The organism is Bradyrhizobium sp. SZCCHNS1050, assembly GCF_032484785.1.
Lineage (GTDB): Bacteria > Pseudomonadota > Alphaproteobacteria > Rhizobiales > Xanthobacteraceae > Bradyrhizobium.
Genome location: NZ_JAUETR010000002.1, coordinates 668,496 through 694,208, shown reverse-complemented (window position 1 = coordinate 694,208; position 25,713 = coordinate 668,496). Strand labels below are relative to the sequence as shown.

The window sequence follows — 25,713 nt, the reverse complement described above, 5'->3', positions numbered from 1 at the left end:
GATGCGTGCCAGGCTCATGGCAGCACCTCGCGGCGGTCGGCGAGCATCGTCTCCGCCTGGCTGCGGCGCTCGGAGAGGAGCCCGGCGCTGACGTCCTGGATCAGGTTGAGCAGCACCTGCGCATCGCTGAGCCGCGGCACGGTCACGTAGTCGGCGCCGGCAGCGTAGAGGTCGTTGACGTCGGCGAGCAGGTCGGCGGTCGCGATGATCTTGGCCGTTGCATTGATGCTGCGGACATGGCGCACCAGCTTTTCGTTATTGGCACCCTTGAGCAGCGAATCCGGGATGCTCAGGATGATCAGCTCGGCCTGGCCCACCCCCGCATGAATCAGCGTGTCGACGTTGCTGATGTCGCCATAGGTCACCTGGATGCCGCGATCGGACAAGGTTCGGAAGACGACGGGGTTGAAATCGACCACGCCGATCTGCTCCAGCAGCGCTGGCTCGTTGCGCTCGATCTCGCTGAGCAGCGCGCTTGCCGTGCGGAAGAATCCGAGGAGAACGATCGGCCGTCCGGCGCCGTGTCCGCCCTCATGTCCGGCCTCGCCATCCTTGCTTGCATCGAGGTCGCGCAGACCGATCCGCTTGAGCAGCGGGATACTTCGCCGCGCGATCGGATCGGAGCGTACGATGACGAAGGTCGAGAGCACGGCGAGCAGCACGAAAGCAAAGGACGCTGCGCTCGACGTGCCGTTCTTGAGGTGCCCGGCGGCGGCGCCGGTCTGGATCACCACCAGCGAGAATTCGCTGATCTGGGCGAGGTTGAGCGCCGGCAGCAGGCTGGCACGCAGGCCCTGCCGCATCATGTAGAGCGGCGTGAACGTCGTGAGCAGCCGGCTCGCCACCGTGAACAGCGCGATCACGAGCGCCAGCCCCACCACGGACATCGTCGGGATCGGGATCGTCATGCCGAGCGCGACGAAGAACAGCGTGATGAAGAAATCGCGCAACGTCGTGACCTTGGCGGTGACGTCGAGCGCGTAGGGGAAGGTCGACAGCGAGACGCCCGCGACCAGCGAGCCCATCTCGCGCGACAGGTGCAGCCTTTCAGCGATCTCGCCGATCAGGAAGCACCAGGCCAGCGCGCCGAGCAGGATCAGCTCCGGAGTACGCGCGATGCGATGGAACACCGGCGGCAAGACGTAGCGGCTGAGGAGCAGGGCGATCGCGACCAGTGTGCCGGCGCGGGCGAACGACAGCAGGATCACGCTGACATGGAGGTCGTCGAGGCTCGGCTGCACCGCCAGGAACAGGATGGCGAACACGTCCTGCAGCACGAGCACGCCGAGCGTGATGCGGCCGGGCAGGGTGTCGAGCTCGCGCTTCTCGTACAGCACCTTGACGATGATGACGGTCGAGGACAGCGCGCAGGCGACGCAGAGATAGAGTGCGTCGTAGCTCTCGGCGCCCATCCGCATGCCGATCGCGACGAAGAACAGGATGCCGAGCGCGGCACCCCCGAGCAGTTGGACCCCACCGGCGATCAGAATCACCGGGCCGGCACGGATGATCTTCTTGAGGTCGATCTCGAGCCCGATCATGAACAGCATGAAGATCAGGCCGAGCTCGGAGATCACCGAAATCGACTCCTGGGACTTGACCCAGCCGGTGCCGAAGGGGCCAATGGCGAAGCCCGCGACCAGATAAGCGAGAATCGAGGGCTGGCGCCATCTATGTGCCGCCAGTCCAAGCACCCACGCAAACAGGATGCAGAGCGTGATGTCGCCGATCAGTTCATGCATGAAGCAACCCCCAAGGCGGCAATTTATGTCGCGCCGCCGCGCAAGGAAACCCGCAATCTGTCACATCCGGACCGGCGCATTCGCGCTGCTGCTCATCGCAGCTGTTGCGGCCGGCGCGGCGCAGGCCGCCGACGACGTGACCACCGCTTTCGCGAGCTCGCTGACGCCAGTTCCGGCGGAGCCGGTCACGGTCACGGGCGCCGTCTATGTCCCCGTCTATTCCAGCGTTGCGATGACCCCGGGCCGGGTCCAGGCCGATTTCTCGGTGACGCTGAGCATCCACAACGCCTCCGAGCAGCGGCCGCTGATCGTCCGGCGCATCAACTATTACGATACGGCCGGCACGCTGGTGGAGGCGCATCTGCGCGAGCCCGTCGCCTTGAGGCCGTTCGCGACCGTCGAGGTCTTCGTGCCCATCAAGGACACCCGCGGCGGCACCGGCGCCAATTTCGTCATCGACTGGGCCGCGACCGGTGAGATCGCCGAGCCCGTCGTCGAGGCGCTGATGGTCGGCGGCATCGGCGCCGGCTATTACGCCTTCATCAGTCAGGGCCGCCCGATCCGGCTGACCGGGCGGTGAGCGCGGGGCGGCTCAGGCCGCCCGCACGTTGCCGAGGAATCGGTCGACCTCCTGCCGCAGCCGGTCGCTCTCCCGCGACAGCGACTGCGCCGCCGACAGCACGTTGCCCGAAGCAGAGCCGGTCTGCGAGGCGCCGCGCTGGACGTCGACGATGTTGGTGTTGACCTCGGTGGTGCCGCGCGACGCTTCCTGGATGTTGCGCGAGATCTCCTGCGTCGCCGCGCCCTGCTGCTCGACGGCGGCGGCGATGGTCGAGGAGATTTCCGACAGCCGCTCGATCGTCGTGCTGATCTCGCGGATCGCCGACACCGATTCCTGTGTCGCTGCCTGGATGCCCGAGATCTGCTGGGCGATCTCACCGGTGGCCTTCGAGGTCTGCTCGGCGAGCGCCTTGACCTCGGACGCGACCACGGCGAAGCCGCGGCCGGCATCGCCGGCGCGCGCCGCCTCGATGGTGGCGTTCAGCGCCAGCAGGTTGGTCTGGCCGGCGATGGTGTTGATCAGCTCGACCACGTCGCCGATCCTCGCGGCTGCCTTCGAGAGCTCGTTGACGCGGTCGTTGGTGGTGCGCGCCTGATCGACGGCGCCGTTGGCGATGCGCGCCGATTCCTGCACCTGGCGGCTGATCTCGGTCACCGACGAGGTCAGTTCCTCGGTGGCCGAGGCGACCGACTGCACGTTCGTCGCGGCCTGCTCGGACGCGGCGGCCACGGTGGTGGCGAGCTCCTGCGAGCGCGTCGCGGTCGAGGTCAGCGTGCCGGCGGACGTCTCGAGCTGCGACGAGGCCGAGGACACCGTCTGCACGATGCCGCCGATCGCGCTTTCGAATTCGCTGGCGAGCTTGTTCATTCCGGCCTTGCGCTTGACCTCGGCCGAGTGCTGCACGGCCTTCACTTCCTCGCTGTTGAAACGGACGATCGCCTGCACGGTCTGCAGGTTGCGCAGCGCCTCGCCGAGCTCGTCGTCGCGCTCCACCGGAATGCGGTTGTCGAGCTTGCCGGCGGTGATGTTCTGCATGGCGTCGTTGAGCACCTTGAGCGGCCGCAGCACCGCGCGGATGCTCTGCAGGCTGAACGTAGCGCCGATTCCGATACCGGCCAGGATCATCACAGAAATGATCGCGAGCACCACCAGATATTGTCTCTCGGCCTCCTCGTAGAGCGCCTTGCCTTCCTTCACCTGGATCTGAACGAGCTTGTCGAGCTCGTGCTTGGCGGCCTCGAACAGATCATGCCCCTTGGTGGCGATATGCTGGCTCGCCTCGTCGAACTTGCCCTGCTCGAGCAGAGCCAATCCCGGCCTGATGCCTTCCTCCAGATAGGCCTTGCGCTTGATCGCGAAGGCATCGGCGACGATCTTCTCCTCCGGCGTCAGGTAGCTCGCCATGTAGTCGGCCCAGACCTTGGTGATCCTGGCGCTGTTTCCGTCCACCAGCGCCCTGATGCCGTCGATCGGTTTTCCGGCCTTGCCGTTCGCCGCCGCAGACTGTTGCGACGACATGTTCTGCAAGGTGCGATCGTTGATCTCGAGCAATTGCGCCAGCGGGATCGTGCGATCCTCGTACAGCGACTTCATGGCGACGTTGGTGGAGCGGGTCGACAGCAGGCCGGCCGCGCCGATGATCAGCATGAACACGCCCAGCACCGCGGCCAAGGTCGTCAGGCGCGCCCTGAGCGTACCCGTGAAGAGCGACAGGCGGTCGAACACCGAGCGGCGGCGGATGACGCCCGCGCTGATCGCGTAGCCCTGCGCCTTGTTCTGATTCAACAGCCCGTAGACCTTCTCGGCCTCGGCGCGCTGCTCGGCCGGCAGCTTGGTGCGGATGGAGGTGTAGCCCGTGATCCGGCCGTTCTCGCGGATGGGGGATGCGCTCGCCAGTACCCAGTAGAAGTCACCGTTCTTGCGGCGGTTCTTGACGGCGCCGGCCCACGGCTTGCCTTGCTTCAGCGTGTCCCAGAGATTGGCGAATGCGGCCTCCGGCATGTCGGGGTGGCGGATGATGTTGTGCGGCTGGCCCATCAGCTCGTCGGGGGTGAAGCCGGCGGCATCGACGAACTGGTCGTTGAAGTAGGTCAGCTTGCCCTTCAGATCGGTGCGCGAGACGATCAGCGTCTCGTCGGTGATCGGGTATTCGTTGTGGGTGACAGGCAGATTTTTGCGCACGGTATGACTCCAAATTGTCCCACCTGCATGCGGACACTGGATGCAGAGTTTCAGATCACCGCCTAGAAGGCGCCGACTCCTTAAAAGTTGCGTAAAACCTAGGCACCGTACGACTACGCACTGCTCATAAAGGTTGCAATTTGTATGGAATGCTCGCTCTCGCGCGCAAGTATGTGATTCAGCGTGCAGAAAGAGCTCCCGCGGCGCGGTGCACCCGGGGTTTTCGGCAGCGCCCCCTCGACGCGAGGGTGCAGGGAATGCCGGGTGAAGGCCTCACCCATGGCCCGCCTGCGAGAAGAATGCAGGCGGCAGGTACCACAGGCAAAGCCGTAACCGGCATTCCCTGCGCGATGGTTTTAACAACTTATACGCGATCTCCCCGGGGACCGGCTTTCTTGCCCCCGTCATCCGCGCCAGCGCATCTGCACCGGCACGAACTTGGCGCCAGCATCGGGGCGCCAGGACCACGCGACTTCATCGTCCGCGACCGCCATGCCCGTCGTGCATCGCAGCCCGCGTCCACCGCATCCCGCCCCAACGTCCGTGACGACGCGTACGCCCCTCGCAGAGAGGGCAGGATGGGGGGATCATACATGATTTCTGGAAAAAAGAAATAACAAAATCGCGTTTGAGAATTCGGATGAGGGAGTTGCTGCCGGGCGTGGTCCTCCCCTTCAGCCGAATGATGGGCACCCGCCCGCGGTGGGGCCGGCCACGTCTTCGTGCTCCCGGCCAAGCGATGATCAGCCGCGTGGACCGTTTCGGCGGTCCGCTTGGCCGTTCTTCACCGGTTCACGCGCCGGGCGGCTCTTCCGTTCGAAAGCCCGCCGCGGCGATGCCGGCGATCGCGCAGGCTTCGTCATTGTCGCCGAGATCGCCGGAGATGCCGACGGCGCCGAGCACCTGCCTGTCCGGTCCGAGCACCAGGACGCCGCCGGGCGAGGCGACGAGGCGGCCGCCGGTCGTGGCTGATAGCATCGTGAAGAATGTCGGCATGTTGCCGGCGCGACGGCTCAGCTCGCGTGATCCGAAGCCCATGCCGAGCGAGCCGAAGGCCTTGCCGAAGGCGATGTCGAAGCGGACGATGCCGGCGCCGTCCTCGCGCTGATAGGCGATCAGGTGTCCGCCTGGATCGAGCACGGCGACCGCGAGCGGCGCGAGGTTCTTCGCACGCGCTTCGCGCAGCGCGGCGTCGATGATGATCACTGCGTCGGCGAGCATCAGCATGATGTGCGGTTCCTCATTCAATCTGCGATAGTGCCTCAGACGAACATCGCGAGGATGCCGAGAGGGTTCTCGGGCCGCGGAACGCGGAAACTGATCGTCTTCCAGTCCGCAGCGGCCGGCCGTTCCAGGCAGCGATCGAGCCAGCGGTCGACATGGGGCCATGGTGACATGTCGAGCGTGCCGAGCCGGGCCAGCGTCATGACGGCGGCGACATTCAGGTCGGCCACGGTGAAGCGGCCGCTGACGAGATAGGGCCTCTCGGTGAGATGCCGATCGAGGACCGCCAGCGGACGGCCGAGCTTGGTGAGCGCGATCCCGAGCTCGTCGGCATCGCGCTTGTCGGCATCGAACAGGACGCGATTGGCTGCGGCGAGAAGCAGGGGCTTCTCGATCTCGGTCACGACCCAGAAGCTCCACTGGGTGACGAGCGCGTCTTCTTCCAGGGTGGCCGGAGAAAGGTCGCTGCGGTAGCGGCGCGCCAAATGAAGGTTGATCGCGAGCGACTCGAACAGGCGGATCTCGTCGGAGACGAACGCGGGCACGCGTCCGTTGGGATTGATCTTCAGGAAGTCCGGCGTGTGGGTGCTGCCGTCGGTGAAGCCGGTCGGAACGTGCTCGAAGTCGAGCGCGAGCTCCTTCAGCATCCAGGCGCAGCGATGCGCGCGCGAGTGCATCGAGCCGTACAGACGTATCATGGTGTTTCCCCGGTTGTGACAGGCCTGCTGCGAGGCTCTTTGTCATTGGAGTGTTTGTCGTTCAGCGCGAGGCGCTGGCGGATCCGCGGCTGGCGCCTCCGGTGGCCGGATGCGTTAAAGGACGTCGGCGTGCACCCAGATGCCGTGGAAACCCTCGTGCACCCGGCACGGGAAGCGGATTGTCGCAATGGGGCCGGCCGACAGATTGCGTGCGTCGAGGATGACGAGATCGGTGCGGTTCTCCGCCCGCCGTCCGACGATGCTGAGCAGCCAGCCGTCGCCCTCGGCTGCGTGCGCGCTGCGGGGAACGAAGCATGGCTCCTCGGGCGAGCTCTCGGGGCCGGCGTAGTAGAAGTCGAGCTTGCCTGTCTCCTCGTCGAAATGTCCGAGGCAGGTGAAGGGCGGTCCCTTGGGGCCGAAGGGCAGCATCGGGCCGAGCTTGGGATTGTTGGTGCCGAACCAGAAGTGCCGGACGCGGGCCATCGCGAAGCGCTGGTCGATGACCGGCATCTCGCCGATGTGTCCGATGAAGCGCGAGATGTCGATGGCGCCAGATGCACTCGACAGATCGATCGTCCAACGTTCGCCGAAGGGCGGCAGCTCCTTGGCCTCGGGATCGCGGATGTCCGGGAACTGGCTGAGCCAGCCGGACTCCGTGACGAACTGGTCGAGCACCAGGCGGCTGCCGTGCTCCCAGGCGTTGAAGGTGTGGGTCTGCATCGCGAGCTTCGGCGCGGTGAACCAGCGGATGCCGGCCACGCCCTGCCAGCGCGGGATCACGGCGACATGGGTCTGCCTGTGGCTGTCCCAATGCCAATAGGGCTCGCCCTTCCTGACGCGATCCCAGTCGCAGACCATCGGGCAGATCACGAAGGCGATGTAGTTGCGTGATACCAGGAAGTCGTGGACCATCGAGCAGTAGGGCGCGGTAAAGCGCTCGGTGCGGGTGAACTCGCCGTCCGGCGCGATGGTGTAGAGCTCGATGTCATTGCTGGCCGTGCCCTCGCAATTATAGGCGAACGCGATGCACTCGCCGGTGAGCGGGTCCATCTTGGGATGGGCGGTGAAGGTGCGGCTCCGGAGCTGGCCGCCGAAATCGGTCTCGCCACGGGTCTCCAGCGTGACCGGATCGAGCTCGTAGGGGCGGCCGGATTCCTTCAGGGCATAGAGCTTGCCATGGTGCCACATCACCGAGGTGTTGGCGGTGTTGGCATCCTCGCCCGCCACCTCGGGTGAATCGGTGAACGGATTGCGATAGGCGCCGAACAGCGCCTTGCGCGCCTGCCGCTCGATCAGGAACTTGCGGGTGCGGACGTAGCGCATCGCCAGATCGGCATGACCGTTCTGGATGCGGACCATGTGCACCATGCCGTCGCCGTTGAGGAAGATGTCCTTGCCCAGCAGGGGCGGGTAGGTGTGGTCGGCGCTGTTGCGGTAGTAGACGCCTTCCAGCCCCGCCGGAATGCGGCCGATCACCTCGAGGTCGTGCACCTCGCCCTCGATCCGTACCGGAGCGGCATAGCCGGAGAACACGATATCCTGCGGAAACTCCAGGCCGTTGTGCTGCGTGACGTGCTTGTTCATGGGACTCTCCTTGGGGGCAGGGGGCTCAGGCGGAGCGCAGCATGGCCGGTGATGCGGCGGTGCGTGCCTTGAAGGTCAGCATCAGGACGACGGCGAGCGTGGATATCGTTCCGGCCACGTAGCTCAGGCCGCCGTAGCCCAGGCTCTCCACGATCGCGCCGGCGACGGCGGGTCCCGCGGCCGATCCGATCATCATCATCGCCGGTGTCGCCGCGACTGCGCGCCGGCTCGGGTCGATCTGCGACAGCAGTCCGAACAGGAACGTGTGGGTGAAGATCACGATCGAGACGTAGGGGATCGCAAAGGCCGCGTAGGTCGAGAAGCCCTGGGCATTGACGATCACGAAAGCCAGCATGGCCTGCAGCAGCGGGCCGGCAATGCCGATCGCGATCGGCGACAGGCGTCGTTGCAGGGCCGCCGCCAGCGCGCCGGGAAGCAGGTTGATGAAGCCGACGGCGATCAGCACCTTGGTGACGTCGTCCTGCGACAGCCCCTTGTGACGGCCGATGCGCTCCAGGAAGGAGAAAACGAGCGACTGGTTGAAGGCGAGGCAGATCACGACGGCGATGATCAGCCAGGCTCGGCCGGGCATCGCGTGCAGCATCTCACCGCCGGTCTCGGCGGCGGCGACGGAGCGCGGGAAGCCGAGAGAGGCCAGGAGCGCCGCGACCGCCATGCTGGCTGCGAACACCGCGAACAGCAGGCGCGGGCTGATCGCATGGATCAGGGCCGGCACGGTGGCGAAGAAGGCGACGCTGAAGACGGCGAGCGCGACATTGGCGAGGCCGAACAGGCGGTGCGGATTGTCGGTACGGCCCATCGTGCCGTGCGTCATCGACAAGGCGGCACCGGCTGCGAGGCCCGCGATGGCGTGGATGATCGGCAGAACCCAGAATGGCACCAGCTCTGGCGGCCTGCCGGCGAGATAGCCGAACGCCGCAGCGGCCACGATGAAGCCGCCGACCACGATGCTGCGCGCGTCGAGCCGCGTGAACGATCGCGCGGTCACCAGGCTCGCGAGCACGATGCCCGCCAGGAAGCTGGTGACGGTCGCACCCGCCTGCGCCGGCGACAGACCGTAGAATTCGATGAACGTTCCGACCCAGACCGGCAGCGCCACCAGGTCCAGCATGCCGGCCACGTGGCACGTGGCGAGCACGACTCCACCCGAGCTCGATCGGCTCATGTTTCCCTCCCCGTGAACGGACCAGTCGCGGGGGCCCCTTGGCCCGGGCTTTCGCGCCCTCTGCCGACGCTGGTCCGAGCACACGCTAGGTCGAACCCGTGATCCGGCAAAATCGATTGAATTGCGCATCGTCATCGATACGATCGATACCAAGTGACAAGTCCAGGGGAAGGGAGCGCGCTGCGATGCGGCTGGACAGGTTCGATCTCAATCTGCTGGTGGCGCTCGACGCGCTGCTCGACGAGCGCAACGTCACGCGGGCTGCGGATCGCCTCCGGCTCGGTCAATCCGCGACCAGCGCCGCGCTGGCGCGTCTGCGCGAGTTCTTCGAGGACGAGTTGTTGACCCAGGTCGGACGGCAGTTCGAGCTGACGCCGCTCGCCCAGGCGCTGGTCGAGCCGGTCAAGGACACGCTCGTTCGTGCGCGCGCCGCGATCAGCACGAGGCCGGACTTCGATCCCTCGACGATCAGCCGCACGTTCCGGATCTGTGCATCCGACTACGCGACCTATGTGCTGGTGTCGCGAGTGGCGATCGCGCTCGCGCAGCGCGCGACCGGATTCCAGCTCGAGATCGCGCATCTGCCCAAGCATGTCGAGCAGGTGTTCGGGCTCGGCGACATCGACCTGCTGATATTGCCCGAGCAGTATGCATCACGGATAGCGCATCCGCAGACGCATCTGCTGTCGGACGATCATGTCTGCATGATGTGCCGGGAGCGGCCGTTGCGGCGTGGCAAGCTGTCCGAGGACGATTATTTCGCGGCCGATCACGTCAACGTCCGCCTCGGCGAAGCCGGCACCTTCTCGTTCGAGGAATTGTTCTTCCCGCGCGCCGGCCGGCCGCGAAAGATTGCCTGTACGGTCGATTCCTACTGCCTGCTGCCCAGGATGTTGTGCGGGACGGACCGGATCGCGACACTGCATCGGCTGCTCGCGCAGGATCTGGCGCTGCATTATCCCGTGAAGTTCGTCGGCTTCCCGTTCGAGATTCCGCGCCTGAACGAGTCCATGATCTGGCCCTCGTTCAGGGATCAGGACTCCAGCCACAAATTCCTGCGCCAGGTGTTCGCCGAATGCGCGGCGCAGATTGCGTCCGAAGGCCGGAGCAGGGCACGCGCGTCGCGCAAATGACCGGATGTTGTCTCGTGCCCGCGGTCGGCGACCATTCCGACCTGCTGCTCGGCGCGATCACGGTGAGGGATCTGGCCTTGCGCAAGGCGCTCAAGGATGTGCTGGTGCGGCTCAGCATCGGCCTCGAGGAGCCGGGCGAGTTGTGGGAAGATTTGTCGCGCTTTGTCGATGCGCTCGGCGCGGCGTGAGCCGGTCGGGTCCGGGCGCGGCCGGGCCAGCCATGGGCGGCCTCGGCGGCCGGTATCCCGGAATTGTCCGGTGTCGTGCCCGCCCGGCTGCAATTGGTGTTTCGCCGGACCGGATGGTATGGCTCGACACACGCGCGATCGACGCGACCAGCAACGGACCGAGGCATGATCATGAGCGGCAAGCCGGTGATCCGGATCATTCTTGGGGTCGCGGCCCTCGTTGTCCCGGCGGCAGCGCTGGTCGTCGTGTTCGATCCCGCCCTGGTCCGTGACGTCCCGATCATCGGGCGGGACAGAACGGCCGCGAGCGGAGCGGCAATCCCGGCGGCCGAAGCGCCGGGCCAGTCCGCATCGGTTCCGACCGCCGAGCAAGCGCCGTCCGCCGCGGACCATGGTCGCGGCGCGAGCCCGCTTGCGACGATGCAGCAGCAGGCGAGTGGTCTTGCCGACGCGCTGGGCCCGCTGGTTCCACAGTCGGGCGCCGAAAGCGATGGTCCGGCGTTCGATGTCGTCAACGTCGCTCCTTCGGGCGACGCCGTCGTCGCCGGGCGCGCGGCGCCCGGCGCCACCGTGGAGCTGCTGCGCAACGGCGAGGTTCATGACCGCGTCGTTGCCGACCGGGCCGGACAGTTCGCCATGGTGCCGCCCCGTCTCCCTGCCGGAACCTACGATCTGACCCTGCGATCGAAGCTCGCCGACGGACACGAGGTGACGTCGAAGCAGAGCGTGGCGGTGAACGTCGAGGCCGGGCGGCAGCAGGCCACGGTGGCTCTGCTGTCGCCGGATGAGCCGACGCGCGTTCTGTCGAAGCCGGCCGGCGCGATCCCGCAGGCGCTGGCGGTGGACGCGGTGGATCACGAGACGAATGGCGTCCTGCGCGTCAACGGCCGGGCGCGTCCGGGCGCGACGGTGAGGCTTTATTTGAACGATCGCCTGATCTCATCGACGGTGGCGGGTGCCGACGGACGTCTCAGCATCGCGATCGGCAAGGACGTCAGCCGGGCGGGCAAAGACCGGATCAGGCTCGACGAGGTCGATCCGGCATCCGGCTCCGTCCAGGCGCGCGCCGAGGTCCCGTTGAGCCTGCCCGACGACGCGACGACTGCATCGCTGTCCTCGGTTGTTGCGGGGGCCGAGACGGCCAAGGCACGCGCGGCCGCTCAGTCCACGCTGGTCGCGGCTGCAGGCAACCCGCGTGAGGCGATCGTGCCCGCTGCCAGAGGCGAGCCGAAGATGACGACGGTCACGGTCGCCCGCGGCGATAGCTTGTGGCACATCAGCCGCCGCCTGCTCGGGGGCGGCACGCGCTACGCGGTCATCTACAAGGCAAACCGGGAGCAGATCCGAAGTCCCGATCTGATCTATCCGGGGCAGGTCTTCATGCTCCCGGCCAAGCGATAGGTCCGGCTCCGGAGCGCACCCGCGGGGCGCTGCACCGCACCAACTTGATGTGAGCTGACTGACCTAGCCCGCGCTCAGCCGGACGCCGGCGCGCAGGAATTTCTGCGGGTCGACGGCTTCGCCGTCGATGCGGGTCTCGTAGTGCAGATGCGGGCCGGTCGAGCGGCCGGTCGAGCCGACCTCGCCGATGATGTCGCCGATCTTCACATGCTGGCCGATCTTGACGTTGATCTCGGAGAGATGGCCGTAGCGGGTGGAGAGGCCGTTGCCGTGATCAACCTCGACCATGCGGCCGTAGCCGCCGGCCCAGCCGGCGTTGACCACCTTGCCGTTGGCGGTGACGCGGACCGGATCGCCGGTGGCGGCGCGGAAGTCGAGGCCGGTGTGCATGGCTGGTCGGCCGAGAAACGGATCGGAGCGCACGCCGAAGCCGGAGGTGAACTCGACCTCGCCGATCACCGGCTTGCGATAGGGCACCAGCGACAGCGTGCGATTCATCTTCTCGACCTGGGCGCGGGTGATGCTGATGCGGTAGAGCTGGCGCTCGAACGGACCGGATTCGGCGCCGAGCTTGACCGGCACGTACGGGCCGCCCATGCCGCCCTTCGGTGCCGCCGCTTCGAGCTGACCCATGTCGAGGCCGAGATCGGTGATGACGCCGCGCATCCGGCGGAGCTTCGATTCCAGCGTCTCCTCGGCCGAGGACAGCATCGCGATCTGCCGGGCCTCGACCTGGTCGAGCGAGCGCGTCAACCGCGTCAGCACGTTGTCGACGCCGGCGAGCTTGGTCGATGGGTTCGGCTGCGCGTTGGCCATCACGGGGCTGCGCGATTCGAGCCGGGCCTCGCGGTCCGGCGGCGCGGTGAAGATCACGGTGTCGCTGATCGGCGACGGCTTGGGCGTGGCTGGCGCCGACGGCGGCTCGATCGCGACAGGCGCGCGCGCCGGGGCGCGGATCGAGCCGGTGATGTCGGGCATGCTGCCGAGCGCGGTGGCGCGGCCTTCAAGCGCGCTCTGGCGCTTCAGGATCTGGTCGAGCTTCTGGTCGAACTGCTCCTGGTCGAGCAATTGCCGGCTGGTGGCGCGATCGACCTTGGCGCGTAGCTCGGCGATGCGGTCCTCATAGGCGTATTGCATCTCGGCCTGGCGCGCGATCAGCCGCGTCAGCACGTCGTCGCGAAACGCGAAATAGGTCGCGGTCGCCGCCGACCACAGCCCGAGCAGGCTGACGGTGCCGACCACGATCCAGAATACCACCGGGCCGATGCGCACCTGCTTGCCGGCATGCACCAGCGTGTAGTCGCTCTGCGACGCGGCCGCGACCGGCGCCGGATGGCTGACGGGGGCGCGCCGATGGTGATGGGCGTGCCCACGGTCATGAGAATGGTGCTGGGGATATTCGGCGTGATGGCCGGAACGATACGACATCGGCACTCCCGCGCCGGCCGGAGATCGTCGTTCCAGCGGCGTCATTTACGGGAGCGATTTGACCCCTGCATGGTTAATTTTCCGCCAACGCCGTCAGGCGCATTCTCAGAGCGCGCGCGCCGCCGCGAGCACCGCGTCGGCATGGCCGTCGACCTTGACGTTGCGCCACACTTTGGCGACGCGGCCGTCGGCGCCGATCAAGACGGTGCTTCGGATGATGCCGAGAAACTTGCGGCCATAGAGCGACTTCTCGCCCCAGGCGCCGTAGGCCCCCAGCATCTCATGTGTCTCGTCCGAGATCAGGGGCACGGCGAGATCGTGCTTGTCGCGGAAATTGTCCTGCGCCTTGACCGAATCGGCGGAGACGCCGAGCACTGCGGCGCCGGCGGCCGCGAAGTCCTTCGACAGGCGGGTGAAGTCGATCGCCTCCTTGGTGCAACCGGGCGTATTGGCCTTGGGATAGAAGAACAGCACGAGCTTCTGGCCGCTGTAGTCGGCCAGCGAAACGGTTCCGCCGCCATCGCGCGGCAGCTTGAACGCGGGTGCCTTGACGCCCTCGGTGAGGCCCGTTCCAGTGGTCGCTGGCGTCCTGGGCCCGGCCTTCGCAGCTCCCGTTTTGGTGGTCGCGGCTTTGGACGTCGCGGTCTTTGCGGAGGTCGTCTTGGTAGAGGTCGTCTTGGCGGCTTTCGCCACTGCCGGTTTGGCCGTCTTCTTGGTGGCCTTCTTGGCCGCGGTGGCGAGCCGGTTCCCGTCAATCGCCCCGTAGGACGCCGGGTTGGAGGATTTCTTTTGTGATTCCTTTGACATACGCCTTCCTTTCGTCGCTTTCGGCGGCTCAAAAATGAAAGTATCTCGGTTCTTGTCCGGTGTCCCGGGATCGATCTGGAATCCGTGCTTCGCGGCGCGCAGGGGATCGCGCCTCTTGCGATGAAGCGAAGATCATGGCTACCAGCAGGCGTGAGCACCAGCGCAGTTGAGCACAGTGCAATGACGACTCTCGTACCGTCTCCGGATCAGACGTCCCCGCCACAGAATTCGTCCGGCGGTGGAGAGGCGCCGGTCCGCTGGCGCGAGCAGGTGGGCAAACCTGACGGCGGCGGGGGATAGTGACGAGGATGTCGCGCGTCGTCCGCGCCGCCGGCGAAGCGCCAGCGGCGTGTTGACAGCACCCGCCGAAGCGTGACGGGATCATTTGGGGCATCGAGTCCTGCCGGCAGTGAGCACGCGCGCTGCGTGAACGGGCGGGGCCACACCGGCGACCAACCTGGCCGAGGCCAGGTTGGCACGAATGTTTCGGACACGAGGGGCCGGCACCGAGAGGCAATGGCAAGACAGACATCACCCCACCGGCCCCATCTGCAAGCGGACACCCAGGGCCAGCAGTGGGATGAGGCCGACTGGGATGTGGCCGACCAGTATGAGGCTGCCGCCGAGCACGACGAGACGGTCGGGCAGCGCGCCCGGCGCCTGTTGTCGCGGCCCGATTCGGGCGGGAGCACCGGTCGATTCGGCTGGGCGCGTCCGCGTCTGCCGGGCGGCCGCGTGGCCAAGCGGATCGTCATCACGCTGGCATCGCTCATGCTGCTCGTCGGGCTCGGCTTCGCCGGCCTGTGGCTGCGGCTCGGTGCGGGCCCGATCAGCCTCGATCTGGCGACGCCGTGGCTCGCGGCGGCGATCGAGGACAATATCGGCCACGGCAACACCGTCGAGGTCGGCGGCACCCAGATCGAGCGTGCCGGCCGGATCAGGATCGCGGTCCGGATCCGCGACATCATCGTGCGCGATCAGGATCACGCCATCGTCGCCAGCGCGCCCAAGGCCGAGGTGCGGCTGTCCGGCGCCGCGCTGCTGATGGGCCAGCTGCGTGCCGAGAGCCTCAAGCTGGTCGACGCCGAGCTCGCGATTCGCATCACCCCGGACGGCACCGTCACGGTGTCGACGGGGGAGACCACCAAGCCGCTGGCAACGGGCGTCGCCTCCAAGCGCGATGCCGGCCTGCCGCCGACATTCCCGCGACCGGGACAGGCCGCGCCACCGCCCAACGCACCGGGACCGCAGGCCGGCTCGCAGCCAGCACCGCCGGCCATGTCGACTGTGCCCGCGACCGCTGCGCCGAACGGCCTGCTTGCCGGCCTGGACTGGCTCGACAGCCTCAGCCTCACCGGGCTCGATGGCCAGAACCTGAACGAGATCGGGTTGAAGAACGGCGTGCTGATCGTCGACGACCAGCAGCGTGGCAACAAATGGACGTTCGAGAACATCAGCCTCAGCCTGCGCCGGCCGTCCGGCGGCGGGGTGGCGCTGAGCCTCGGCGAAGAGGGCGCCAAGCCGTGGCAGCTGCGCATCCTGGTCGGGCCCCAGGCCAACGGCGTGCGCACGGTGGACATCAAGGCCGACAAGGTCTCCACCAGCAACATCCTGCTGGCGATGCGGCTCAAGGATCTCACCTACATGGCGGACCTGCCCATGACCGGCGAGATCAAGGGCGAGCTCGCGCGCGACGGGCTGCCGACCTATCTGCGCGGCAAGATCAACATCGGCGCCGGCAAGATCATCGACACCGATACGCCCGACTATCCGATGGCGATCGACTCCGCCGAGATCAGCATGGAATGGGACGCCGGGCGCCGCGTGCTGATCGCGCCGTTGAAGGTGATCTCGGGCGCCAACCGCATCACGCTCAACGCCAATCTCGAGCCTCCGAACGACACCGCAAACGACTGGCGGCTGGGTCTCAACGGCGGCACCATTCTGCTCGGCGCCATCGAAAACGAGCCACCGCTGATCTTCAACCGCATCTCGATCAACTTCCGCTTCGACACCGAGGGCAAGCGCGTGCTGCTGACGCAGGCGGAGGTCTCCAATGGCGAGATCGGCGTCGCCGGCACCGGCAGCGTCGACTATGCCGGCGAGCCGCGGCTGAAGCTCGGCTTCGCGGCGACGCCGATGCCCGCGCTGGCGATGAAACGGATCTGGCCGGCGCTGATCGTGCCGGAGGTGCGGGCCTGGATCATCGAGCGCATCGAGCGCGGCTCGGTGCAGCGGATCGACGTCGCCGTCAATTCGCCGACGCGCAACCTGCCGCGCAAGGGGCCGCCGATTCCCGACGATGGTCTCGACGTCAACATCGTCGCCACCAATGTCACCGTGCATCCGGTCGACGGCTTGCCGTCGGTGCGCGATGCCGACGTGAAGGCGCATGTCACCGGCCGCACCGCGACGGTGACGATCGGGCAGGGCGTCGCGGATACGCCGGCCGGGCGCAAGCTCAACTTCTCCGACGTCGTGTTCGAAGTACCGGACATGGCGCCGAAGCCGTCGCCGTCGCGGGTACGCATGCGCGTCGAAGGGCAGGTCGCCGCTGCCGCCGAGATCCTCGCCTCCGACCGGCTCAACGATCTGTCGTCGATGCCGATCGATCCCAACCAGACCAAGGGAACGTTCCAGGCCAGCGTCAATCTCGCGATGCCGGTCAAGGGCGAACTGACCAAGGCCGACACCAGCTACGCGGTCACGGCCGATCTCAATGGCTTTGCCGCCGACAAGCTGGTGATGAACCAGAAGCTCGAGGCCAACACGCTCAAGATCGTGGCCAACACCGCCGGCTATCAGGTGAAGGGCGACGTCAAGATCAACGGCCAGCCGGCCACGCTCGACTATCGCAAGCCGACGGAAGGCGACGCCGACATCAAGATGCAGGCGATCCTCGACGATGCCAGCCGGGCCCGGCTCGGCATGGATCTGGGCACCGCGATCACCGGCAACGTGCCGCTCAAGCTCAATGGCAAGATCGCGGGCTCTGCCGATCGCGACAGCCGCATCGGCGTCGAGGCCGATCTGACCCAGCTCAAGCTCGACAACCTGCTGCCGGGCTGGGTGAAGAACCCGGGCAAATCCGGCAAGGCCACCTTCAACGTCGTCGCCAAGCAGCAATCGACGCGCTTCGAGGACATCAACATCGAAGGCGGCGGCGTCTCCATCAAGGGCTCGCTGGAAGTCGACCAGAACGGCGACCTGATGAACGCCAACTTCCCGACCTATTCGCCGTCGGAAGGCGACAAGACGCAGCTCAAGGCAGAGCGCGGCCAGGACGGCGTGCTGAAGCTGTCGATGCGCGGCGACGTGTTCGACGGCCGCGGCTTCCTGAAGTCGGCGATCTCGGGCACCAACAAGGACGCCGACAAGAACAAGGCACGCTCCAACCTCGACTTCGACGCCGAGGTCAAGTTGGGCGCCGTCGCCGGCTTCAACGGCGAGGCGCTGCGCAGCGTCGACCTCAAGTTCTCCAGGCGCGGCGGCGCCTTCAAGAGCTTCAATTTGACCGGCAAGGTCGGCCGCGACACGCCCGTCACCGCCGACATCCGCGTCGGCCGCGAGGCGCCGAGCGCTGATCCTCGCGCGCGTCGCCAGGGCCGCGAGGTGATCTATCTGGTAACCAACGATGCCGGCGCGCTGCTGCGCTTCGCCGACACCTATTCCAAGATGGCTGGCGGCGAGCTGGAACTGGCGATGGAGCCGCCGACGGCCGACTCCAGCCCCAAGGAAGGCCTGGCGATCGTTCGCAACTTCACCGTCAGGGGTGAGCAGGCGCTGGATCGCGCCGCCTCCGGCGCAGCACAGGGCGCCTCGCAAGGCATCGCATTCACCATGCTGCGCGCGGAGTTCACGCGGCAGAACGGGCTGCTCTCGATCCGCGACGGCGTCGTCAAGGGACCGACGCTCGGCCTGACCATCGAGGGCAGCATCGACTACAACGTCAACCAGGTCCGGGCTTCGGGCACGATCGTGCCGCTGTACGGGCTGAACAACATGTTCAACCAGATCCCGATCGTCGGGCTGTTCCTCGGCGGCAGCAATGAAGGTCTGTTCGGCGTGACCTATGAGGTTGTGGGCACGCCAAGCCAGCCTGTGGTGCGCATCAACCCGATCTCGGCCATGCTGCCGGGCGTGACGCGCAAGATCATGGACTTCAACACCGGCAAGCAGCCATACCCGCCGGCGGAGCTGCCGCCGAACAATTGACGCTGCCGGCCGCCGGCGTTCGGCGACGTCAACAGACCCGATCGATGCGGTTCAGGCCGCTCTGAGGCCAGCAAGGAAGGTGTCGACCTCGCGGGAGAGCTGCTCGGCCTGCTTGGAGAGGTTGCCGCCCGCGATCAGCACGTGGCCGGCACTCCCGGTCTCATTGGCCGCCGTCGAGACGCCGCCGATGTTGGCGGTGACCTCGCGGGTGGCCTGCGCGGTCTGGGTGACGTTGCGCGCGATCTCCGCGGTGGCCGTTCCCTGTTCCTCGATCGCCGATCCGATCGTGGCCGCGATCGCGGACACCTCCTCGATGGTCAGGGTGATGGCGTCGAGCGCGCCGACCGCTTCCCGCGTCGCGTTCTGGATCCGGGCGATGCGGTCGCCGATCTCCTGCGTGGCCTGTGCCGGTCTGGCTGGCCAGACTCTTCACCTCCGCCGCGACCACGGCAAAGCCGCGCCCGGCTTCGCCGGCGTGCGCGGCCTCGATCGTGGCGTTGAGCGCCAGCAGGTTGGTCTGGCCCGCGATGCTCGAGATCAGCTCGGCGACGTGCTCGATCTGCTTGGCGCCATCGGCCAGGGCGCGGACGATCCCGTCGGTATGGCGCGCGCTTTCGACGGCGCGTCCTTGCCGAAACAACTATCATCAAGCTGCTTACTAATCATGAACGCGTGGTTGTTGTGCGCCGTCCACTATGTGGACGGGCGGCTATCGGAGCGCGCAAGCACATCGTACTTGGACCGCGGGCCGACTAGGTGCGAAGGGCCGGAACGACCAGGAACGGGATCATGCCGATGACGACGCTCACGAGCGCGAGCAGAATGACGGCATCATAGCCGTGGGTGAGATCGTGGATGACGCCGCCGCTCCATGATCCCAGTGCCGATCCGAGCCCGCTGCCGATCGTGATCGTGCCGTAGATGGTCCCAAGCCGCCTGCCGCGGAAGATCTTCATCGCGGTCGCCGACAGGAGCGGCCCGCGCGAGCCGATCATGCTGCCGAAGCAGACGACGAAGCCGGTGAGCAGGAAGATGTTCGGCGAGAATTGCAGCGCCCACAGCATCAGGATTCCTGCGATCGATACGGCGTAGGAGAACAGCACCGACGGCCGCCGGCCGATCAGCCCGTCGAGGGCCGAGACGCCGAGCATGCCAAACAGCAGCACCACGCCCGAGAAGCCCCAGGCGGTGGCGGCCTGCAGCGGCGCAAAGCCGGCATCGATCAGATAGGCGACGACCTGCGGCGCGATCGCATACATGCCAACGGCGGTGAAGAAGAAGGTCGAGAACAACGCCCAGAAGGCGTGATGGCGCAGCGCTCGCGACAAGGTCCAGGCATCGTCGGCGAACTCGTCGGCGACGGGCCTGGTGATGTGGGGCGCGCCGGCGGCAAACAGCCGCCAGGGCAGCAGCGCCAGCGGCACCAGCAGGATGAAGGTAGCGGCGCCGAACGCCTGATATGTGCTGCGCCACCCGATCGCGTCGATCAGCAGTTGCGAGCCCGGTAGCAGGATCAGCACGCCGGCGCCGGTGGCGGAATAGATCACCGCCATCGCGGTCGGCAGCTTCTTGCCGAACCAGCGGCCCAGCAGGATCGAGTTGGGGACGTTGCCGATCAGCGCGATGCCGATGCCGACGCACAGGCCGATGCTGATCTGGAACTGCCACAGCGCCCGCGCGTGCGCCGCGGCCGTGAAGGCGGAACCAAGCAGCAGGAGGCCGAGCGCATAGACGGCGCGTGGTCCGGAGTGATCGAACAGCCGCCCGATCAGCGGTGCGGCGAGGCCGCCGGCGAGCGCCGTCAGCGAATAGATCGAGACGACCTCGGAACGGTCCCAGCCGAAGCTGTCGGAGATCGGCTTGAGAAAGACGGTGAAGCTTTCCCCCAGCCCGCGGCCGACCACCGAGAGCGCAAAGCAGAGACCCAGCACCACGAACGCCATGCGCGCGCGTGGTGGAGCTGTCGGCGTTTCCTCGGCTTGCGCAGTCTCTTGCGGCGCGCTGATCGTCATGCCCTGAGGGAGCGCCTTTCGGCCTTCCCTGACAAGCAGGCAAAAACGAATGCGGCTATGCAGGCCTGACCAGCACGTGGCGCTTCTTGCCCAGCGACAGCTTGATCACGCCCTCGCTGGTCAGTGCAGCCGGCGTCAGCGCCATCTTCTCGTCGGTGACCGCAATGTCGTTGACGCGCAGGCCACCGCCCTTGATCTGCCGCCGCGCCTCGCCGTTGGAGCCGACGAGGCCGGCCTTGACGAAGGCGTTGAGCACGCCAAGGCCAGCGTCGAGCTCGGCCTGCGGCACCTCGACCGTCGGCAGGTTCTCGGCGATGGCGCCTTCCTCGAAGGTGCGGCGGGCGGTCTCGGCAGCGGTGCGTGCCGCCTCTTCGCCATGCAGCAAGGTGGTGGCCGCATCGGCCAGTGCCTTCTTGGCCTCGTTGATCTCGGCACCCTGCAGTGCACCGAGCTTCTCGATCTCGGACAGCGGCAGCGTGGTGAACAGCTTGAGGAACTTGACGACGTCGGCGTCCTCGGTGTTGCGCCAGTACTGCCAGAAATCATACGGGCTGCACTGGTCGGCATTGAGCCAGATCGCGCCCTGCGCGGTCTTGCCCATCTTGGCGCCGGATGCGGTGGTCAAGAGCGGCGTGGTCAGCGCGAAGAGCTGCTCGGTGCCCATGCGGCGTCCGAGCTCGACGCCGTTGACGATGTTGCCCCACTGGTCGGAGCCGCCCATCTGCAGCCGGCAGCCGGTGCGCCGCGCCAGCTCGACGAAGTCGTAGGCCTGGCAGACCATGTAGTTGAACTCGATGAAGCTCATCTCCTGCTCGCGCTCAAGCCGCAGCTTGACCGAGTCCATGGTCAGCATGCGGTTGACCGAGAAATGCCGGCCGATGTCGCGCAGCATCTCGATCCAGTTCAGCTTCGTCAGCCATTCGGCATTGTCGAGCATGATGGCGTCGGTGGCGCCATTGCCGTAGCGCAGCACCTTGGCGAACACGCCGCGGATCGACGCCTTGTTGGCCTCGATCTCCTCGACCGTGCGCATCGCGCGGGTCTCGTCCTTGCCGGAGGGATCGCCGACCATCGTCGTGCCGCCGCCCATCAGGGTGATCGGCTTGTTCCCGGTCTGCTGCAGCCAATACAGCATCATCATGGTCAGGAAGTTGCCGATGTGCAGCGAGCGTGCGGTGCAGTCGTAGCCGACATAGGCGGTCGCCTGGCCCTTGGCGGCGAGGGCATCCAGCCCCTCGAAATCCGAGCACTGATGAATGAACCCGCGGCTCTGCAGCACGTTCAGGAAATCAGACTTGAAGCCAGTCATTGTCGGCGACTCTGAGCATTTGTTTACGGTATTGACCGCTTGTCGCGGGGACGTGCGGGAGGCACATGCCACGGATACGGGCGTTGTGGCATTATAAGATGCGCCGGGCTTGTACAAGCATGTGCACGGCCTGGGCGGGACCTCAAATCGGCCGTACTTGGCAAGCAGGGCAGGGTTTTCAGGTTCGACTGCAATGATTCTGACCGCACTTGGCCTCATGAGTGGCACCTCGCTCGACGGGGTGGACGTGGCCCTGATCGAGACCGATGGGCGGCAGGTCAAGAGCCTCGGTCCCTCGGGCTACCGGGCCTATAGCGCCGCGGAGCGCAGCCTGCTGCGCGAGGCGCTCGCCGATGCGGTGCAGATCGAGCGGCGCGATGCGCGCCCCGGACGGGTGCGCGACGCCGAGCGCGTCGTGACGGTGGCGCATGCCGAGGCGGTCGCCGCGTTCCTGGCGCAGCACCGGCTCAAGCCCGAGGACATCGATATCATCGGCTTCCACGGCCAGACTGTGCTGCACCGCCCCGAGCGCCGCCTGACCGTGCAGATCGGCGACGCGGCCGTGCTTGCCAAGTCCGTCCACATCCCGGTGATGCACGATTTCCGCGCCGCCGACGTCGATTTCGGCGGGCAGGGCGCGCCGTTCGTACCCGTCTATCACCGCGCCCTGGCGCAGTCGCTGTCGCGCGCGGGGCCGATCGCCGTGGTCAATATCGGCGGCGTCTCCAACATCACCTATATCGACGGCGACGACGTGCTGATCGCCTGCGACACCGGTCCCGGTAATGCGCTGCTCGACGATTTCATGCACCGGACCACGGGACAGGCATTCGATCAGGATGGCCGCGTGGCGGAGCAGGGCAACCCGGACGAGGCCTGGATCACCAGTGCGCTGGAAATGCCCTTCTTCGCGCTGCCGCCGCCGAAATCTCTCGACCGCAATGATTTTGCCGCGCTGAAGCTGGGCGATGTGAAGCCGGCGGACGGGGCCGCGACCCTGACGGCGTTCACGGCCGCAGCGATTGCCCGCATCGTCCCGCTGCTGCCGAAGCCGCCGGCGAGCTGGATCGTCTGCGGCGGCGGCGCCCGCAACCATACCATGATGCGGATGCTACGGGAGCGTGTCGCGCCGGCGAGCGTCGAATCGGCCGATGCGCTGGGCTGGTCGGCGGACGCCATCGAGGCCCAGGCGTTCGGCTTCCTGGCGGTCCGCGGCATGAAGGGCCTGCCGCTGAGCTATCCCACCACCACCGGCGTGCCGTTTCCGATGACCGGCGGAGTGATCGCGCGGCCATGATCTATGCATCTGCATGGACCTTGACAGTTCCATGCGCATGCATCTAGTTTGATGCATCTGCATCAAACTGCCGAGGATGTCATGGCGCCTGCCCTGAAGCTGATCAGCCACAAGCTCTGCCCCTATGTGCAACGCGCCGTCATCGCGCTCACCGAGAAGGGCGTCGCATTCGAGCGGATCGACATCGATCTCGCCAACAAGCCCGACTGGTTCCTGAAGATCTCGCCGCTCGGCAAGGTGCCGGTGCTGGTCGTGCCGACGGCGCAAGGCGAGGTGGCGCTGTTCGAGAGCAACGTGATCTGCGAGTACATCGAGGACACGCAAGCCGGCGCGCGGCTGCATCCCGAGGGCGCGCTCGCGCGTGCGCAGCATCGCACCTGGATGGAGTTCGGTTCAGCGATCCTCGGCGATCTCTGGGGCCTGGAGACGACGCAGGATGCCGCGGTGTTCGCGGCCAAGCGCGAGGCGCTGACGGCGAAGTTCGTCCGCGTCGAGGCCGCGCTGGGCGAGGGGCCGTATTTCGATGGCGTCCGCTTCAGCCTGGTCGACGCCGTGTTCGCGCCGATCTTCCGCTACTTCGATGTGTTCGATGGCTACGGTGATCTCGGCATCTTTGCGTCCACGCCGAAGGTTCGGGCGTGGCGCGATCGGCTCGCACAACGGCCGAGCGTGAGGACGGCGGTCAGCGCCGACTATCCGCAGCTGCTGCGCGCGTTCCTCGCGCGGCACGATGCGTATTTGTTGAAGCAGGCGGCGTAGGAACGTTGTTGTCGTACCGAGCGTTCACGCCGCTCACAGTGCCATCGCCCGGCTTGACCGGGCGATCCAGTATTCCGAGACGCTGATGATCAGCCGAGAAGCCGCGGCGTACTGGATCACCCGCTCTCTTTCGCGGGTGATGACGCAACCTCACCTCACATTGGCGAGGCGCATGTCGAGATAGGCGGTGATGGTTTCCATCAGCGGCTCGAGCTTGCCGTCGAAGAAGTGGTTGGCGCCGGGGATGACCTGCTGGTCGATCACGATGCCCTTCTGCGTCTTCAGCTTCTCGACCAGCGTGTTGACGTCCTTGGGCGGTACCACCGCATCGCGCTCGCCGTGCACGATCAGGCCCGAGGACGGGCAGGGCGCCAGGAACGAGAAGTCGTAGAGGTTGGCGGGCGGCGCGATCGAGATGAAGCCCTCGACCTCCGGGCGGCGCATCAGGAGCTGCATGCCGATCCAGGCGCCGAACGAGAAGCCGGCGACCCAGCAGGCGCGAGCTTCGGGGTTGATGGTCTGCGCCCAATCGAGCGCGGAGGCCGCATCGGACAGCTCGCCGGTGCCGTGATCGAACGAACCCTGGCTGCGGCCGACGCCGCGGAAATTGAAGCGCAGCACCGAGAAGCCGCGATGCGCGAAGGCATAGTAGCACTGGTACACGATCTGATGGTTCATCGTGCCGTGGAACTGCGGATGCGGATGCAGGATCATCGCGATCGGCGCGTTCTTCTGCTTCGCCGGATGGTAACGGCCTTCGAGGCGGCCGGCCGGACCGTTGAAGATGACTTCAGGCATCAGAGAATCCTTGGCAGAGCGTCGACCGACTTCGTCCATGCTTCATCTGGCGCCTCGCCGACGAGTTCAGCAGGAAAAGTGGTGATCGAGCGCCATCCGTTCGCTTGGACGGAGCAGCGCTGGCGTGACTGGAAGTTGGCCTTCTAGCATGGAGCGCGGGGCAAAAAGCAAGGATTTTCAACGCCCGGCAAGGCGGCTGCGGCAGGGATGCAGACCGGGCCGCCGATACAGCGGCGGGGCGAAGCGGTCGCGGAACGTGATCCGAATGCGCCTGCAATTCGATGAAAATACTGGCGTTTTCGTCTGCGGCCCGGCCGTTCAGCGCAGCGACGCCGTGTGCTCCAGTTGCGCAACGGCGCTGCGATAGCGGCGGCTGCCCTGCGCGGATTGTCCGTTGTCGAAGGTCAGGCCGAAATCGCCCGTTGGCAGGACCGAAAGCGCCGCGACCCGGGCCATGTTGACCAGCCGGCCGCGGTGGATGCGGACGAGCGCGAAGCGAGCGAGCTCGACCTCGGCGGCCGACAAGGTGCCGCGGATCAGATGTCGCCTGCCGTCGGCCATGGCATATTCGACGTAGTTGCCGGCCGCGGCGACCCACAGGATGTCGGCCGGCGAGATGCGGATGCGGCTCGCGCCGTCGCGCAGCCAGAGCGTGGCAGGGGCAGGCGGCTCGGATCGCCGTGTCGGCTCTCGGACAGCGCTCGCGCGATAGCCGTCGTACAGCCAGAGCGTGGCACCGATGAGGAGCGCCGTCATGACGTCCTTGCGGAACTCGTACACGATGGTGGCCAGCGAGAGCTGGAAGTCGTAGGCGCCGCCCGCGGTCCACATCAGCAGCTTGCGGAGCGTCACCATGCCAATCATGTGAAGCGCAGAGAAGGCGACCACGGCGGCAATTGCGAGCGCGATGTGACGTGCCATGGCAGCCGGACCCAGCCGGATGGAACGAACCGTAGCGACCAGCAGCGGCGCCAGCAGGATGAGGACGACAATGCTCGTCATCTCCCATAGCAACTGTTTTTCCAGATCATAGGCCGCGCCCCGCCTGACGGCATCGTGGGCGGCGGAAAGGGCGTTGACGACGCCGATGCCGAGCGAGAGCCCGGCCATGATCGCGTAGAAGATCCGATCATTCGGACGCAGCATCGAGCCGACAAGCTTGTTCATGGCACCGGACCCGCTATCTCAA

The 25,713-nt window shown here is 66.6% G+C and carries 19 protein-coding genes and 1 pseudogene; 7 read left to right on the top strand and 13 right to left on the bottom strand.

Translation table 11 applies throughout. From position 1 onward, the window contains the following. Positions 1-14: 14 nt before the first annotated feature. Positions 15-1,742: a cation:proton antiporter gene (locus QX094_RS27565; protein ID WP_315712180.1), complete on the bottom strand. Its 1,728-nt coding sequence runs from the start codon at positions 1,740-1,742 to the stop codon at positions 15-17. Between the two features lie 25 nt (positions 1,743-1,767). Here QX094_RS27565 and QX094_RS27560 point away from each other — a divergent pair, with 25 nt between their 5' ends. Then, positions 1,768-2,322, top strand: a complete 555-nt coding sequence (locus QX094_RS27560) for a DUF3124 domain-containing protein (protein ID WP_316184977.1) — start codon at positions 1,768-1,770, stop codon at positions 2,320-2,322. A gap of 12 nt (positions 2,323-2,334) precedes the next feature. Here the strand turns inward: QX094_RS27560 and QX094_RS27555 are convergent, their stop codons facing one another. The 5 genes from QX094_RS27555 to QX094_RS27535 form a co-directional block, all read right to left on the bottom strand. Beyond that, positions 2,335-4,485 carry a methyl-accepting chemotaxis protein gene (locus QX094_RS27555; protein WP_315826870.1) on the bottom strand — a complete coding sequence of 717 codons (2,151 nt, stop codon included), beginning with the start codon at positions 4,483-4,485 and terminating at the stop codon, positions 2,335-2,337. A gap of 792 nt (positions 4,486-5,277) precedes the next feature. After that, the gene (locus tag QX094_RS27550; protein WP_315826871.1) at positions 5,278-5,712 is read right to left on the bottom strand and encodes a GlcG/HbpS family heme-binding protein; all 435 of its coding nucleotides are present in this window, start codon (positions 5,710-5,712) and stop codon (positions 5,278-5,280) included. Between the two features lie 35 nt (positions 5,713-5,747). Then, positions 5,748-6,407 (bottom strand): glutathione S-transferase family protein, encoded by a 660-nt coding sequence (locus tag QX094_RS27545; protein WP_315751685.1) that lies wholly within the window; start codon positions 6,405-6,407, stop codon positions 5,748-5,750. Positions 6,408-6,521: 114 nt separating this feature from the next. After that, complete coding sequence (locus QX094_RS27540) at positions 6,522-7,991, bottom strand: carotenoid oxygenase family protein (RefSeq protein WP_315712171.1); 1,470 nt, start codon at positions 7,989-7,991, stop codon at positions 6,522-6,524. Positions 7,992-8,016: 25 nt separating this feature from the next. Further along, entirely contained in the window at positions 8,017-9,177 is a 1,161-nt protein-coding gene (locus QX094_RS27535; RefSeq protein ID WP_316184979.1) for an MFS transporter, read from the bottom strand. Positions 9,178-9,362: 185 nt separating this feature from the next. Between QX094_RS27535 and QX094_RS27530 the strand changes: the two genes are divergently transcribed. From QX094_RS27530 to QX094_RS27520, 3 genes are all read left to right on the top strand, one after another. Then, positions 9,363-10,310: a LysR family transcriptional regulator gene (locus QX094_RS27530; protein WP_316184981.1), complete on the top strand. Its 948-nt coding sequence runs from the start codon at positions 9,363-9,365 to the stop codon at positions 10,308-10,310. Positions 10,311-10,324: 14 nt separating this feature from the next. Beyond that, on the top strand, positions 10,325-10,498 hold the full coding sequence (locus QX094_RS27525) for a hypothetical protein (RefSeq protein WP_316184983.1): 174 nt from the start codon (positions 10,325-10,327) through the stop codon (positions 10,496-10,498). A 165-nt stretch (positions 10,499-10,663) separates the two neighbouring features. Further along, complete coding sequence (locus QX094_RS27520; protein ID WP_316184985.1) at positions 10,664-11,899, top strand: LysM peptidoglycan-binding domain-containing protein; 1,236 nt, start codon at positions 10,664-10,666, stop codon at positions 11,897-11,899. Positions 11,900-11,962: 63 nt separating this feature from the next. Here the strand turns inward: QX094_RS27520 and QX094_RS27515 are convergent, their stop codons facing one another. Together QX094_RS27515 and QX094_RS27510 are read right to left on the bottom strand one after the other, a co-directional pair. Then, positions 11,963-13,327, bottom strand: a complete 1,365-nt coding sequence (locus tag QX094_RS27515; RefSeq protein ID WP_316184987.1) for a M23 family metallopeptidase — start codon at positions 13,325-13,327, stop codon at positions 11,963-11,965. Between the two features lie 105 nt (positions 13,328-13,432). Next, complete coding sequence (locus QX094_RS27510; RefSeq protein WP_316184988.1) at positions 13,433-14,134, bottom strand: peroxiredoxin; 702 nt, start codon at positions 14,132-14,134, stop codon at positions 13,433-13,435. A gap of 516 nt (positions 14,135-14,650) precedes the next feature. Here QX094_RS27510 and QX094_RS27505 point away from each other — a divergent pair. After that, complete coding sequence (locus QX094_RS27505) at positions 14,651-18,349, top strand: DUF3971 domain-containing protein (protein ID WP_316188374.1); 3,699 nt, start codon at positions 14,651-14,653, stop codon at positions 18,347-18,349. Positions 18,350-18,400: 51 nt separating this feature from the next. On the opposite strand, the pseudogene QX094_RS27500 reads toward QX094_RS27505, so the two are convergent. The 3 genes and pseudogenes from QX094_RS27500 to tyrS form a co-directional block, all read right to left on the bottom strand. After that, positions 18,401-18,977 (bottom strand): annotated as a pseudogene (locus QX094_RS27500) (methyl-accepting chemotaxis protein); the annotation flags it as partial. Between the two features lie 124 nt (positions 18,978-19,101). Then, positions 19,102-20,361, bottom strand: coding sequence for an MFS transporter (locus QX094_RS27495; RefSeq protein WP_315712162.1), 1,260 nt, complete (start codon positions 20,359-20,361; stop codon positions 19,102-19,104). Between the two features lie 55 nt (positions 20,362-20,416). Next, positions 20,417-21,670: a tyrosine--tRNA ligase gene (gene tyrS / locus QX094_RS27490; protein WP_315712161.1), complete on the bottom strand. Its 1,254-nt coding sequence runs from the start codon at positions 21,668-21,670 to the stop codon at positions 20,417-20,419. A gap of 193 nt (positions 21,671-21,863) precedes the next feature. Between tyrS and QX094_RS27485 the strand changes: the two genes are divergently transcribed. Further along, on the top strand, positions 21,864-22,967 hold the full coding sequence (locus QX094_RS27485; RefSeq protein ID WP_315751675.1) for an anhydro-N-acetylmuramic acid kinase: 1,104 nt from the start codon (positions 21,864-21,866) through the stop codon (positions 22,965-22,967). Positions 22,968-23,048: 81 nt separating this feature from the next. Continuing rightward, complete coding sequence (locus tag QX094_RS27480) at positions 23,049-23,726, top strand: glutathione S-transferase family protein (RefSeq protein ID WP_316188373.1); 678 nt, start codon at positions 23,049-23,051, stop codon at positions 23,724-23,726. Between the two features lie 150 nt (positions 23,727-23,876). Here the strand turns inward: QX094_RS27480 and QX094_RS27475 are convergent, their stop codons facing one another. Next, positions 23,877-24,524 (bottom strand): alpha/beta hydrolase, encoded by a 648-nt coding sequence (locus QX094_RS27475; protein ID WP_008971476.1) that lies wholly within the window; start codon positions 24,522-24,524, stop codon positions 23,877-23,879. A 318-nt stretch (positions 24,525-24,842) separates the two neighbouring features. Beyond that, the gene (locus QX094_RS27470; protein ID WP_315712157.1) at positions 24,843-25,691 is read right to left on the bottom strand and encodes a LytTR family DNA-binding domain-containing protein; all 849 of its coding nucleotides are present in this window, start codon (positions 25,689-25,691) and stop codon (positions 24,843-24,845) included. Positions 25,692-25,713 lie beyond the last annotated feature (22 nt).

Coding starts and splice junctions, on each gene's coding strand:
- QX094_RS27475 (WP_008971476.1), bottom strand. CDS start 24,524: ATGCCTGAAGTCATCTTCAACGGTCCGGCCGGCCGCCTCGAAGGCCGT.
- QX094_RS27480 (WP_316188373.1), top strand. CDS start 23,049: ATGGCGCCTGCCCTGAAGCTGATCAGCCACAAGCTCTGCCCCTATGTG.
- QX094_RS27550 (WP_315826871.1), bottom strand. CDS start 5,712: ATGCTGATGCTCGCCGACGCAGTGATCATCATCGACGCCGCGCTGCGC.
- QX094_RS27540 (WP_315712171.1), bottom strand. CDS start 7,991: ATGAACAAGCACGTCACGCAGCACAACGGCCTGGAGTTTCCGCAGGAT.
- QX094_RS27505 (WP_316188374.1), top strand. CDS start 14,651: ATGGCAAGACAGACATCACCCCACCGGCCCCATCTGCAAGCGGACACC.
- QX094_RS27470 (WP_315712157.1), bottom strand. CDS start 25,691: ATGAACAAGCTTGTCGGCTCGATGCTGCGTCCGAATGATCGGATCTTC.
- QX094_RS27485 (WP_315751675.1), top strand. CDS start 21,864: ATGATTCTGACCGCACTTGGCCTCATGAGTGGCACCTCGCTCGACGGG.
- QX094_RS27530 (WP_316184981.1), top strand. CDS start 9,363: ATGCGGCTGGACAGGTTCGATCTCAATCTGCTGGTGGCGCTCGACGCG.
- QX094_RS27495 (WP_315712162.1), bottom strand. CDS start 20,361: ATGACGATCAGCGCGCCGCAAGAGACTGCGCAAGCCGAGGAAACGCCG.
- tyrS (WP_315712161.1), bottom strand. CDS start 21,670: ATGACTGGCTTCAAGTCTGATTTCCTGAACGTGCTGCAGAGCCGCGGG.
- QX094_RS27560 (WP_316184977.1), top strand. CDS start 1,768: ATGTCGCGCCGCCGCGCAAGGAAACCCGCAATCTGTCACATCCGGACC.
- QX094_RS27535 (WP_316184979.1), bottom strand. CDS start 9,177: ATGAGCCGATCGAGCTCGGGTGGAGTCGTGCTCGCCACGTGCCACGTG.
- QX094_RS27510 (WP_316184988.1), bottom strand. CDS start 14,134: ATGTCAAAGGAATCACAAAAGAAATCCTCCAACCCGGCGTCCTACGGG.
- QX094_RS27520 (WP_316184985.1), top strand. CDS start 10,664: ATGATCATGAGCGGCAAGCCGGTGATCCGGATCATTCTTGGGGTCGCG.
- QX094_RS27515 (WP_316184987.1), bottom strand. CDS start 13,327: ATGTCGTATCGTTCCGGCCATCACGCCGAATATCCCCAGCACCATTCT.
- QX094_RS27565 (WP_315712180.1), bottom strand. CDS start 1,742: ATGCATGAACTGATCGGCGACATCACGCTCTGCATCCTGTTTGCGTGG.
- QX094_RS27545 (WP_315751685.1), bottom strand. CDS start 6,407: ATGATACGTCTGTACGGCTCGATGCACTCGCGCGCGCATCGCTGCGCC.